This is a genomic window from Brevibacterium zhoupengii, assembly GCF_021117425.1.
Lineage (GTDB): Bacteria > Actinomycetota > Actinomycetes > Actinomycetales > Brevibacteriaceae > Brevibacterium > Brevibacterium zhoupengii.
In genome coordinates, this window is sequence record NZ_CP088298.1 from 402,906 (window position 1) to 415,850 (window position 12,945).

The following is a 12,945-nucleotide window of genomic DNA, read 5'->3' on the forward strand; positions in this document are numbered from 1 at the left end:
AAGAATGGCATGGGCAGCAGGTGTTGAACAGAGGAAAGTGGCGGTTTCGGCATAGCGATATGCGTTGAACTAAATCACTTCAGGAGATAATGAGAGCATGGCGAGACCGAAGAATCAGAATGCGCGTCGTGAACAGCTGGTCAAGTCGGCGAAGCAGGCGATTGTCGAGCGTGGTCTCAACGGCCTTCGTGCCATCGATGTTGCCGCCTACTCCGAGCTGGGTGCCGGGTCGGTGGCGTACTACTATCCGGACCTCGGCGATCTGGTGCGCGACGTGCACGAGGATGCCGTTTCGCGTTTCTACTGGAACCGCAGGCAGCAGGGGGCCGAGAGTGAGGATCCTCGGGCCAGACTCGGGCGCATCATCCGTAGCGGAATTCCACAGTCGCGCGAGGACATCGATTTCCAAGTGCTCAACGAACTGCACACTCATGCCTACCGGGATACGTTTCACGCTTTGCTTATGGCGGAGTTGTATCGTCTCGAGGTTTCGCTCTACGTCGATGTGCTGAGCGACGGTGTTGAGGCGGGTGAATTCACGATGGCGCTGCCGGTCGAGACGGCGGCGAGCAATCTGGTCGCGATGGAGGATGCCTACGGGCTGCACCTTATGGGCGGGACACCGCTTGATGGTGAGGACATCTATCGGATGATCGCCGCCAACGCCGGGATTATGACGGGGTGTCGGTTGGGTGACGGATGAGCCTGCCTCCTGACGAGTGCTCGAGGTCGATTCCTCCATTGCGCGAAATTCTGAAAGGTCGGAAGACATGCACAGACAAGTAGTACAGACCGAACACTGGAGGCTCTGCATCATACCCATGACAGCACCATCCCTGGCAGATGCCGTAATGGGTGGGACGGTCTCGGTCGATAGTGCGGGTGGAGTGACTGTGCATACGGGGGCAATGTACGGACCCGTTGAGGTCACGATTGAACATCTCGACCACGCGCCAGAGAACTCTGCCGAGGACTGGGAAGATGTCGTCGAACTGAGTGCGTTAGCTACCGAGGACGAGCCGGTGACGTTGGTTGGAATGTTCAGCGAAAGCAGTGCACTCTCCGCCTATGGTTCGGGAGCTCCGGCTCTGGAGAAAGGGGAGTTCTACCGAATCCGCATCCACCTGTGCGGACGAGATGATTCGGACACGGACGAGCTGATCGAGCGCGACCACGGAGCAAAGGATCACCTCCTTCTCCAGCTGTGGCCCGCAGCCACGTCCGAGCCTGAAATCATCAAGATGACATCGTCGAAAGCCCACGATGACAATGAGAATTCCGAGTGGCTCACAAGGTCTCGGTCGGTCGTCATTGGCACGGGCGAACCCGATATCGAAGCCTTAAAGGCTCAAAATCTCTGCAGCGATCGATAAGAGGCCGGATCCGCCGCAGATCAGTTTGGGATTCCAGGCTGCCGACAAGAAGGGCGGCTCTCAGGGGTCGGTGTAAATGCGGAGGTCATGGCGGGTGTCGGTTGGGTGACTATCGGCAACGATGCTTGTTTCAATAGTGTGGAATAGCCGCCACCGCCGACACGGATATCGAGTTGGGAAGGGCCATGATGACTGAATCTTCGGACGCGCTGACGATCCCACAGAACATCGCGATTGATTCGAAGCCGAGCGGGCTGCTGAGGCTCCTGTTCCTTCGGCATGCTTGGGCTCTGGCTGCGAGGCCAGATGTTCCGGACCCTTCCCAAGCCCCTGATGTCGGCGAGACTGTTCGCCCGAATAACGTGACTACGCCGGAGTTGAATAACGAGTGGTCGCAGCTATGGGATGCACGCATTGACTGGTACTCACAGTACGGCGCAGAACAGCCGCGTTCACACGCTCCTATGCCGCAATGGGGAAACATGACGGCGAGCGACGAAGGCATCGACCTGGCTGTATTCGATCAGTGGTCGTGGCCACTTCGCGAACACAGCGGGTCGAGTCGTCCAGAAGACGCGGTCGCGGAATCGCTGTCGGAAGCGTATGCGAGTGGACTGAGGAGCATTACGGTTCTGCCAGTTGTGGGCGAGTATGTTCAGTGGCCAACGACTTCTGGGCTGATTGTCTCTGAACCCATTCGCGCGGATCAGGCTCGATATGCCGCCGTTCTGCGGCGGTCTCCCGCGCCCAACTGAAGCCGGACGCGGGAGAGCGTAAGAGGCTTCATCCCCACTGCAGCCAAGTCGTCTTGAAGTCCGAGTAGTTCTCCAGCGCATGGACCGAGAGATCACGTCCGAACCCGGACTGCTTGAATCCGCCGAAGGGTGTCGTGAAGCCCAGTGCATCCACGGTGTTCACCGACACCGTGCCGGCGACCAGGCGAGACGAGACTCGGTGGGCCCGAGCCATGCTGCCGGTCCACATCGAGGCCGCGAGACCATACGGTGTTCCGTTGGCCTTCTCGATCGCTTCATCCTCGGTGTCGAAGGGCGTGACGAGAGCGACGGGACCGAAGATCTCGTGCTGGTGGAGTCGGTGATCGGCCGGCAGATCGGTGACGATCGTGGGGTCGATGAACGCCTTCGAGCCGTTGATCTCTGGGCGGTTGCCGCCCTTGACGATCGTGCCGTCGGCTCGAGCTTCCTCGACGCATTCCCATACCTGATCGGCGTGCTTCTCAGAGACCAGCGAACCGATTGCCGTGTCCGGGTGGAGAGGATCACCGGGCTGGAAGCCATCGGCCGCGGCCTTGAAGAGTTCGAGGAACTTCTCGTACACGAGGCGTTCGACGAAGATGCGTGAGTTCGCCGAGCACACCTCTCCTTGGTTGTAGAAGGCACCGAACGCTGACTTGTTGGCAGCCGCCTCGAGGTCGTCGCAGTCGGCGAAGATGATGTTCGAACTCTTCCCGCCGGCTTCCAGGGCCAGGCGTTTCATGTTCGACGTTCCGGCGTACTGCTGGAGCTGCATGGCCACTTCGGTGGAGCCGGTGAAGCCGAGCATGTCGACGTCCATGTGCATGCCCAGTGCCTTGCCCACAACCGATCCGCGGCCGGGAACGACGTTGAGGATGCCTGCCGGAACCCCTGCCTCGGCGGCGAGTTCGGCCAACAGCAGGATCGAGTGCGAAGCCTCGACCGGGGGTTTGACGACGAGCGCGTTGCCCGCAGCCAATGCCGGAGCGATCTTCCACGTCGCGATCTCCAGCGGGTAGTTCCACGGCACGATGATGCCGATGACACCGAGCGGCTCACGAGTCACCAGGGCGGTCGATCCCACCGGAGTGACCGGGATTTCGTCGGCGGTCTTCTCGATCGCCTCCCCGTAGAAACGGTAGAGCGCAGCGGAACCGGGCGCATCGATCGTCGACGATTCCCCGATCGGCTTGCCCATGTCGAGAGTATCCAATAACGCGAATTCGTCAGCCCGTGCCTCGATGAGATCGGCCAGGCGCAGCAGCACCTCACGGCGATCGGTGGCCGAGGCTCGTGACCACTCACCGGATTCGTAGGCGGTGCGTGCCGCACTTACTGCGGCATCGACATCGTCCTGCCCGCCGAGGTGGAGCTGCGAGATCGTCTCGCCATTGGCAGGGTTGACCTTCGGCTGGGTCTGGCCCGAGATTGCATCGACGCGTTCGCCGTTGATGACGGGGCGTCCGTCGATGCTCAGGTTCGCGGCCTTGTCATGCCAGGTCGTGGCGGCAGCGGTGGGTGCTGAGATGGTGTCAGTCATGAGTGAGTCTCCAGTCGTTCGTGATGGCTCAGGTGGTCAGGGAATCGGCGGTTGCCGGGGTATCGAAATCGTCGTCCTTGAGCAGGTCCACACCTTGGGTCTCGGGAATCGAGACCACGGTGATGATGCCGACGACGCCGACCACGGCCAGGAAGAAGCCGGGGCTGAGCATGCTGCCGGTGTTCTCGATGAGCCAGGTCAGAGCGTAGGGCGCGGTGCCGGCGAACAGGGCAGCCGTGAGCGCATAGGCGATCGACAGCCCGGTCTGCCTGGTCCGTGTCGGGAAGAGTTCGACCACGGTCACGGCATGCGTTCCCAGGATGACGGCGAGGATGAATGCCAGGCCGAAAGTCGAGACGAACGCGGCCAGCGAAGACTGGACCTGCATGAGCATGAACAGAGGAATCGCGAGCACGGTGAGCGAGACCGCGGCGGTCATGAGCACGGGCTTGCGACCGAACTTGTCCGAGGCGATGCCCGAGAGTGGAACGATGATGAGTCCCAGCGCCGAGGCCAGTGTCGAGAGCAGGGCGGCCCGACCGGCATCGAAGCCCAGCTCGGTCTCCTGGTAGGTGAGCAGGTAGACGAGAACGACATAGAACGTGACGTTCATGAAGATCTCCATGCCGCACGTCTGAAGGAACTGCTTAGGGTTGCGTTTGAAGACCTCACGCAGCGGTGACTCGGAGACGGTCTCCATCTTCTGCAGTGCCTCGAACTCAGGGGTGTCCTCGATCTTGCGGCGGATGTAGAGGCCGATGAGGCCAAGCGGAACGGTGATGAGGAACGGAATCCTCCATCCTCCGGCCAGGACCTGTTCGGGGCTGAGCACCTGGGTGAGCAGGAAGACGACCAAGGAGGCCAGGAGGAACCCGAGCAGGGAACCGAATTCGAGCCAACTGCAGCCGAAGCCTCGGCGCTTCCGGGGTGAGAACTCACCGAGGAAGGCCGCAGCACTGCCGAATTCACCGCCGGCGGCCAGGCCCTGGACGATGCGGGTGACGATGAGCAGGATCGGGGCGAGCATCCCGATCGTCTCGTAGGTCGGCAGAACTCCGAGGACCAGCGTCGAGGCGGCCATGGCGATGATGACGACGGAGAGCGTGAGCTTGCGCCCCAGTTTGTCGCCGAGGCGGCCGAAGATGATCGCACCGACCGGGCGGACGAGGAAGGAGACCGCGAAGACGGCGAAGGTCGCGAGCAGTCCCGCGGTCTCGTCGCCTTCGGGGAAGAAGATCGCCGCGATCGTCGTTGCCATATAGGCGTAGACGGCCCAGTCGAACCAGTGGACGAGCACGCCGATGGATCCGGCTGCGACGCTCTTCTGCAGACCCTTCTTGTAGGCCAGGTCTTTCGCGTCGGCAGGGTGTGCACCGCTCATATCGAGTTCCTCCTTTGGAACTTCAGGCGCCGGCGGTGTGCCGGCGGCTTCGACTCGGTGAACCGACAACAGCTCGGTCCATGCGGGTGGCTGTTGTCGGTTCACCGAGCTGGTGGATCGGTTGGTCAGGTGCCCGAGCGTCGGGTGCTGACGTCGGCTGCGGTCCAGGCCAGCGCCGTAGCACCGTCGATCAGCGTCCGTTCGGCTTCTTCTCCGACACACGACTCGGCGAAGGCGGCCTGGTGGTTGCTGGCCTCCCCGCCGACCCCGATGTAGGGGTGGATCGCGTTGACCATTTGGGACACATTGCCCATGTCCGTCGAAGCACGGTTCATTGTCGCCGCGATCGGGTCGACGTCGAAGTTGCGTCCGAGTGCGATGGCATTGGCCCGATAGGACTCGAGCGCGTCCTCGTCGGTGCGCATCTCCGCATACCGCTTGCTCTCCGGTGTGATCGAAAGTGTGGCACCGGTAGCCAGCGCCCCGGCTTCGAAGCAGTCGATGACCCGTTTCTCCACCTCGAGGAGTTCCTCGGTGGACTCGGCGCGGACATACCAGCGGCCCTCGGTCTTGGCAGGGATGGCGTTGGGGGCTTCCCCGCCGTTCGTCATCACACCGTGGACGCGTACGGTCTTCGGCAGCTGCTGACGCAGCAGACCCAGGGCGACCTGGGCGACGAGGAAGGCGTCGTTGGCGTTGATTCCACGCTCGGGATAGGCGGCCGCATGAGCCGCGCGACCTGTGTATTCGACGTGCCAATGGGTGACCGCGAAGGGCTCTGCCTCGGAGACGTCGACGGGGGCGGGGTGGGCCATGAGTGCGAAGTCGAGGTTCGTGAAAGCTCCGCGTTCGAGCAGCTCGATCTTGCCGCCGCCACCCTCTTCTGCGGGAGTGCCGATGACCTCGACGCTGAGCCCTAAGTCCTCTGCCGCAGCGGCGAGGCCGATGGCCCCGCCGACGCTCATCGCGGAGATGAGGTTGTGCCCGCAGGCATGGCCGAGGCCGGGCAGGGCGTCGTATTCGGCGAGGAATCCGATGGTGAAGTCACCCGATCCGAACGTCGCGCGAAACGCAGTGTCGAGTCCCAGGTAGGGCTGTTCGATGGTGAAGCCGTGATCGGCCAGAACGCCGGCCACCGAGGCGGAGGAGCGGAACTCCTGCCACCCGATTTCCGGATCGTCGTGGAGCGAATTCGACAGGCCCACGAGTGCGGGGGTCACCTCGGCGAGGCGAGCGGCGATTCGATCCTTTACGGTCAGCTCGACATCGGTGGACTGGCTCATCGCTCGTCTCCGGGGACGCCGTAGGACGGCGAGGCCACGGGGTTGAGGCCGCGGGTGATGTAGTCCTCGCGCTGGGGCATCCAGATGTCGAGGAGTTCGCCCAGTTCGCCGATGGGGTCCTCATCGGCCCAGTCCACGCGCAGGTCGGTGACCCTCCACCCGGCGTCGCTGACGACGGCCAGCCCGGCCGAATGCACGGGACCGGCCTCTCCGCCCGCGTCGAAGGCGGCCTGGAAGGCTGCGAAGAGGCGACGTTCGATCGGCCCAGTCGATTCCAGGGCGGTCTCGATGAAGGCATCGAGGACGTCGAGTGATTTCAGCATATTGCCACCGGCCACGGCGTTCTGCTCGGTGCGGGCACCGAAGATCCCGAGAGCCTCGGCGCCGGAGTGTGCGGCGGTATTGCCGGCACCGTCGATGACGAGGATTTGCCGATAGGCGATGACATCGGACTCGACCTGATCGACGATCGAATCCAGAGCCAGCTGTGCCGATTTCCCGGACGACATCTCCGAGAGGATCGCGCCGCCGAGGCGGGGGTCGGTGACGTTCTGCGAGTTCACTCCGCCGATCCCATCGGCCAGGTTGAGGCAGCGAGCGGCAACGGCAGGTGAGGAGGAAGCGATCGCGGATCCGAATTCACCGGTGTCGGGATCGTGGAGGAGGAGGGAGAAGGTCACTTGGCCACCTCGGCGGTGGTGGAAGTCTTGGGTTCGCTGATGACGGCGGTGGCGTCGATCTCGACGAGCCATTCGGGGCGGGCCAAGGCCTGAACGACGATGCCGGTCGAGACGGGGTAGACCCCCTTGAGCCACTTGCCCACGGTGCGGTAGACGTCTTCGCGGTAGCGGGGATCGATGATGTAGATGGTGACCTTGACGATGTCCTCGAGCCGACTGCCGGCCTCGTCGAGGAGCATGGCGATGTTGGACATGGCCTTCTCCGCCTGCGCGGTGACGTCGCCGATGCCCACGGATTCGCGGGTTTCGAGGTCCTGGCCGATCTGTCCGCGGAGGTAGACGACACCGCCGGCGACGACGGCCTGGCACAGATCGTTGTCGAGGTTCTGTTCGGGGTAGGTCTCTTTGGTGTTGAACATTCTCAGACGTGTGTGCGTGGGTTCGGCCACTTCGGTCTCCTCTTCGAGCTGATCGGAACATGTCGAACGGGTTGTGGAGCCGTTCGGGTGTGTGGTTCTATTCTCGGAAACATCGGAGTATCTGTGAAATAGTTATTATCTAGAGACTCCATCTGAAAAACAGATTCCAAATCTGAATCATCGATTCCACTGACGAAGAGGTCGCCATGGTCCACAGATTCTCGATCACGCTGACTCAGCTCTCGTATTTCACAGAATGCGCGAAGACGCTGAATATGACGACGGCGAGCCAAGAGCTCCACATTGCGCAGTCGGCGGTGTCCACTGCGATCAATCAGCTCGAGAAGGCACTCGGTGCCCCGCTCTTCGTCCGTCAGCACTCCAAGGGCCTCGTTCTCACCCCCGCCGGCGAGGGGCTGCTCCACGAGACCCGGCAGATCTTCGGACTCATCACCGATGCGGTCGAATCGATCCAGGCCGGGCAGAACGAGGTCCGCGGCACGATCGTCCTTGCCTGCTTCAAGACCCTGGCTCCCTTCATCCTTCCCCAGCTCATCGGGCGGCTCAACGAACGCCACCCCGAGCTCTCGATCGAGGTCGTCGAGGGCGATCACGAGGAGTGCATGGCCGCACTGCGCAGCGGCCGGGCGGAGATGGCGATCAACTACGACCTCACCGATGCCGAAGGCATCCAGGCCAAGCGAGTCGGCGAGGTGCGCCCCCACGTCATCGTCGATACGAACCACCGTCTGGCCGGGAAGAAGAAGGTGAAGCTGTCTGCACTCGCCGAAGATCCTCTCGTGCTCCTCGACCTGCCCGACAGCCGCGAATACTTCCTCACCATGCTGCGCACCGCCGGCATCACGCCCAAGGTCAAGTACAAGTCCTCGAACTACGAGACCGTGCGCTCGATGGTCGCGATGGGTCTGGGATTCTCGATCCTCAACCAACGCCCCGACATCGAACAGACTTACACCGGAGCGAAGACTTCGATCCTCGAAATTGCCGACCCCGCACCTAGCCTCCACCTCGTCGTATCGGCTCTGTCGCAGGCGGCCGGGACCGCGAAGGCGAAGGCCGTGACGACCATGATGCGCGAGATCCTCGCCGAGGCGGCCCCACCGGAGAATTCTCCCTGACCCTGGCGAAGCTGCCGACGTTCGAGATACTCGGAAATGATTGACTCATGACGGCTACATCTATTCAGTAGATGCAATTGACCGTCAACAACTATTGGCATTGACACTCTCACCTGCGGTTTGCTGGATCACGAGAGGGCGAGGCGCACCATCGCCCCACGAGCAAAGACGCAAGTGCCGTATCTGCAGGTCAGGCACGGTTTTCGAGAACAGGAGTGTCCCATGTCGGGCAAGGAAACTGAGACCACCGAAGTCGTCATCATCGGCGCGGGTCAAGCCGGAATCGCGATGAGCGAGCACCTGCAGTCCAGGGGAGTACCCCACATCGTTCTGGAGAAGAACCGCATCGCCGAGGCATGGCAGTCCAGGCGCTGGGACTCCCTCGTCGCCAACGGTCCCGCCTGGCATGACCGGTTCCCCACCCAGGAATTCGCCGACGTCGACCCCGACGGATTCGCGACCAAGAACCAGGTCGCCGAATACTTCCGCACCCTCGTCGAGAACAACAACCTCCCCGTGCGCACCGGAGTCACCGTGACCACAGTGACTGAACGCGAAAAGGCCCGCGGCTACCTCGTCAAAACCGATCAGGGCACCATCGAGGCCGACTACGTCGTCGCCGCGACCGGACCTTTCCAGACCCCGATCATCCCGAAGATCATTCCCGAAAGTTCCGGGATCACCCAGATCCACTCGAACTCATACAAGAACCCCGCGCAGCTCGACGAGGGCGCCGTGCTCGTCGTCGGAGCAGGTTCCTCAGGCGTCCAGATCGCCGCCGAGATCCAGAAATCCGGCAAGAAGGTCTACCTGGCCGTGGGCCCACACGATCGCCCACCGCGAGCCTATCGAAACCGCGACTTCTGCTGGTGGCTCGGAGCCCTGGGCAAATGGGACCTCGCAGCCCCACCCGTAGGCGCTGACCATGTCACCATCGCCGTCAGCGGAGCCGAAGGCGGACACACCGTGGACTTCCGCAACCTCGCCGCTTCCGGAATCACCCTGCTGGGACGTGCAAACTCATTTGCGGATGGCAAGCTGCAGATCGGTTCCGACCTGGGCAAGAACATCGCCCGTGGCGACGACAACTACCTGTCCCTGCTGCGTGAGGCCGATGAATACATCGAACGCAACGGCCTCGACCTGCCGCCGGAACCCGAGGCTCATGAGCTCGGTGCTGACCCTGAATGTGTGTCCAACCCGATCCTCGAACTCGACCTCGCCGAGGCGGACGTGCAAACCGTGATCTGGGCGACCGGATTCGGAGTCGACTACTCCTGGCTGCAGGTCGAGGGTGTCCTGGATGAGCGCGGATACCCCGTCCAGCAGCGCGGCGTCACACCTGTTCCCGGCATGTACTTCCTGGGCCTGCCATGGCTCTCACGTCGCGGATCGAGCTTCATCTGGGGAGTCTGGCACGACGCGAAATACCTCGCCGACCAGATCGAAATTCAGCGGAAGTACCGCGACTATGAGCCAGATCATAACGCCCTGCTCGAGGCCGCAGTATCGTAAATGATGACGGGCACTGAGTGCCTTCGGGAACCCAGTGACCGCACACACCGGGGAACAACCTCGGCGAACATATCGACGTCCTCACGACGAAAGAAGGCACCAGCGGTGACCGACAGCGCTTTTGCACCCACCCGCACTGAGACCGATTCGATCGGCAGCCTCGAGATCCCGACGTCAGCGTATTGGGGTGTGCACACGGCGCGAGCGATGGAGAACTTCCCGATCGCCCGCCGCCCGGTCTCCGTCTATCCCGATTTCGTGCGTGCCTTCGCCTGTGTGAAGCAGGCGGCGGCCCGGGCGAACTTGGAGATCGGGGCCCTCGACGAACAGCGAGCGAACCTCATCGACGCCGCCTGCGAGGAGATCAAGGGCGGGCGACTCCACGACGAGTTTACCGTCGGCGTGATCCAGGGCGGTGCGGGTACCTCGACGAACATGAACGCCAATGAGGTGATCACGAACCGCGCCCTCGAGATCGGCGGTCACGCGAAGGGCGACTACTCGTTCATCAACCCCAATGACCACACGAACCACAGCCAATCGACGAACGACACCTACCCGACGGCGATCAAGATCGCGCTGGCCTTCTCACTGCAGAACCTCCTCGGCGAACTTACGCTCCTCGCCGATGCCTTCGCTGCCAAGGGACGCGAGTTCTCCCACATCATCAAGGTCGGTCGCACCCAGCTCCAGGATGCGGTGCCGATGACCTTGGGCCAGGAATTCAACGCCTTCGCCACCACCTTGCGCGAGGACGTGCAGCGACTCGAAGAGGCCGTCGCCCTCCTCGGTGAGGTCAACATGGGCGCCACCGCGATCGGAACGGCGATCAACGCCCCGGTCGGGTACAAGGAAGCGGTGATCAAGCACCTGCGCACCATCACCGGACTCGAGCTCGTCACCGCCGGTGACCTCGTCGAATCCACCTCCGACACCGGTGTCTTCATCACCTTCTCCGGGGCACTCAAGCGCAGCGCCCTGAAGATGTCGAAGATCGCCAACGACCTGCGGCTGCTGTCCTCAGGACCGCAGGCAGGCTTCGGTGAGATCAACCTGCCTGCCCGCCAGGCCGGGTCGTCGATCATGCCCGGCAAGGTCAATCCCGTCATCCCCGAGGCTGTCTCCCAGGTCGCCTACTCGGTCGCCGGAGCCGATGTCACCGTGTCCATGGCCGTTGAAGGCGGCCAGCTCCAGCTCAACGCCTTCGAGCCGATCATCGCCCACTCCCTGTTCCAGTCGATCACCTGGCTCGAGCGTGCCTGCCAGACCTTCCGCGTCAACTGCGTCAACGGCATCACCGCCAACGAGGCGGCGCTCGAGGACACGGTGGCGCGTTCCGTCACCGTCATCACCGCACTCGCCCCGGTCATCGGCTACGCCCCGGCCGCGCAGCTGGCCAAACAGGCGCTGGCGACCAACGAGCCGATCGCTGACCTGGTCATTGCGCAGGGTCTGCTCGACCGCGCCCAGCTCGAGGAGATCCTCAAGCCCGAACGCCTGACCGGTCTGCCCGCCGATCATGGTGTCAAGAACACGGCCGACAGCGCCGAGGCGGTTCCCCGTGACGAGATGACCTCGGAGCTGCCGGTGGTGCCGTCTCCAGAGTGACCAGCGTTGGCCGTGGGCGGAGTGAATATTCCTTCGCCGAGTGCTAAACTGGGCGCATCAGACATCGTCTCCCTCTGAGTCTTCGGACTCAAGGAGACGATTTTCATTTGCGCGATAATAAGCTGCATGCACTTCACAAAAGCGTTCAAAGAGCGCGAGGATCTGATTACAGACCTGGCTGAAGCTGGGCTGAAGATTCCGAATCACGCACGCGCCCTCGGTTTCCTTACTCGGGTGGGCTACCACCGGTCTGGAGGATACCGCTACGTGTTCCGTGAGCTGCTGCCGGCCGACCAGATCAATGCCGCAATGCGCGAATACCGAGCTGCCACGTACATGGCAGGGGCGAGCATGGACCATGTCATGACTCTTGAATCGTTCGATATGAAATTGGCCCGCATCTGCATAGACGGGACTTTGGACTTCGAAATTCGCTTGCGGGCTTCGATTGCGCACGCCTTGGCCAGGTTGGATCCGGCTGCGCACTTAGACCAAAACTGCCTCGACACCGCGAAGTGCAATACGCTGATCCTCAGGAGCCAGCCACCTCAGACCAAATTCCAGGCCTGGGAACGCACCGTCAACAGAGCTATAAGAAGCGCGAAGCCGGAAGAGGACTTTGTTGCTCATCACCTAGCGAAATATCCCTCTCAACCATTACCGGTCTGGGCCGTAACCGAGCTTCTCAGTTTCGGGAGCTTGCCGTATCTTTTCGAACTGATGAAGTCCGCTGATGCCCGGGCTGTGGCCAATGATTTTGGCTTCATGCATCCCGCCCCGTTCGGGAAAGTCATCCGGGCAGTCGCCGATTTACGCAACTACTGCGCCCATGGCTCGCGGCTTTTCAACCGACACTTCAAGCGCGCGCAGTCGATCGCGCCCAGACACACAGTCGGCCCATTGCTGGACCACGTCTCAACCCCTGGATATTCTCGCACTTCAACCGAGAGCAAGCGGCTCTATATAAATGCCGCCGTCTTGGCCTTCATGCTTAGGTCACATTCTGAACCGAGTGATTGGCCTGCCAGGTTTCGAGATCACATCCTGTCCTTCAGCCTCCCGCTAATCACACCCGATGGACATCATGTAGTCACGCCGGAGTTGGACATGGGCTTCCCTGCGAGTTGGAACACCAAGCTCCTGTGGCAGTAACTTCTGGACGATAGTCGACCACCAGGTTTGGGTAGAGAGCTGACACATACACGCCCCCGGTCCTTTTGCGGTTCGCAAGTCACCTGCCGTACCCACCAAT

Annotated in this window: 12 protein-coding genes; 7 read left to right on the forward strand and 5 right to left on the reverse strand. The window is 62.1% G+C overall.

All coding sequences use genetic code 11. The annotated features are described in order from the left end of the window. Positions 1-97: 97 nt before the first annotated feature. The 3 genes from LQ788_RS01825 (at position 98) to LQ788_RS01835 (ending at position 2,128) form a co-directional block, all read left to right on the forward strand. Positions 98-703 (forward strand): TetR/AcrR family transcriptional regulator, encoded by a 606-nt coding sequence (locus tag LQ788_RS01825; RefSeq protein WP_231444702.1) that lies wholly within the window; start codon positions 98-100, stop codon positions 701-703. A gap of 16 nt (positions 704-719) precedes the next feature. Further along, on the forward strand, positions 720-1,373 hold the full coding sequence (locus LQ788_RS01830) for a hypothetical protein (RefSeq protein WP_231444704.1): 654 nt from the start codon (positions 720-722) through the stop codon (positions 1,371-1,373). Between the two features lie 185 nt (positions 1,374-1,558). Beyond that, positions 1,559-2,128, forward strand: a complete 570-nt coding sequence (locus tag LQ788_RS01835) for a hypothetical protein (RefSeq protein ID WP_231444706.1) — start codon at positions 1,559-1,561, stop codon at positions 2,126-2,128. Positions 2,129-2,156: 28 nt separating this feature from the next. Here LQ788_RS01835 and LQ788_RS01840 read toward each other — a convergent pair whose 3' ends face one another. The 5 genes from LQ788_RS01840 to LQ788_RS01860 form a co-directional block, all read right to left on the reverse strand. Next, on the reverse strand, positions 2,157-3,668 hold the full coding sequence (locus tag LQ788_RS01840; protein WP_231444708.1) for an aldehyde dehydrogenase family protein: 1,512 nt from the start codon (positions 3,666-3,668) through the stop codon (positions 2,157-2,159). A 28-nt stretch (positions 3,669-3,696) separates the two neighbouring features. Next, positions 3,697-5,049, reverse strand: coding sequence for an MFS transporter (locus tag LQ788_RS01845; protein ID WP_231444710.1), 1,353 nt, complete (start codon positions 5,047-5,049; stop codon positions 3,697-3,699). Between the two features lie 125 nt (positions 5,050-5,174). After that, entirely contained in the window at positions 5,175-6,332 is a 1,158-nt protein-coding gene (locus tag LQ788_RS01850; RefSeq protein ID WP_231444712.1) for a M20 family metallopeptidase, read from the reverse strand. Next, positions 6,329-7,012: a DUF1028 domain-containing protein gene (locus LQ788_RS01855; RefSeq protein ID WP_231444714.1), complete on the reverse strand. Its 684-nt coding sequence runs from the start codon at positions 7,010-7,012 to the stop codon at positions 6,329-6,331. Before LQ788_RS01855 ends, LQ788_RS01850 begins: the two co-directional genes overlap by 4 nt. Further along, positions 7,009-7,461, reverse strand: coding sequence for a RidA family protein (locus LQ788_RS01860; protein WP_231444716.1), 453 nt, complete (start codon positions 7,459-7,461; stop codon positions 7,009-7,011). Before LQ788_RS01860 ends, LQ788_RS01855 begins: the two co-directional genes overlap by 4 nt. 176 nt (positions 7,462-7,637) lie before the next feature. On the opposite strand from LQ788_RS01860, the gene LQ788_RS01865 reads away from it, so the two are divergent. The 4 genes from LQ788_RS01865 (at position 7,638) to LQ788_RS01880 (ending at position 12,845) form a co-directional block, all read left to right on the forward strand. After that, positions 7,638-8,570 (forward strand): LysR substrate-binding domain-containing protein, encoded by a 933-nt coding sequence (locus LQ788_RS01865; RefSeq protein WP_231444719.1) that lies wholly within the window; start codon positions 7,638-7,640, stop codon positions 8,568-8,570. Between the two features lie 222 nt (positions 8,571-8,792). Beyond that, entirely contained in the window at positions 8,793-10,085 is a 1,293-nt protein-coding gene (locus LQ788_RS01870; protein WP_231444721.1) for a flavin-containing monooxygenase, read from the forward strand. 105 nt (positions 10,086-10,190) lie between these two features. Then, positions 10,191-11,693: an aspartate ammonia-lyase gene (locus tag LQ788_RS01875; RefSeq protein WP_231444723.1), complete on the forward strand. Its 1,503-nt coding sequence runs from the start codon at positions 10,191-10,193 to the stop codon at positions 11,691-11,693. 126 nt (positions 11,694-11,819) lie between these two features. Beyond that, positions 11,820-12,845 (forward strand): Abi family protein, encoded by a 1,026-nt coding sequence (locus tag LQ788_RS01880; protein WP_231444725.1) that lies wholly within the window; start codon positions 11,820-11,822, stop codon positions 12,843-12,845. Positions 12,846-12,945: the final 100 nt, after the last annotated feature.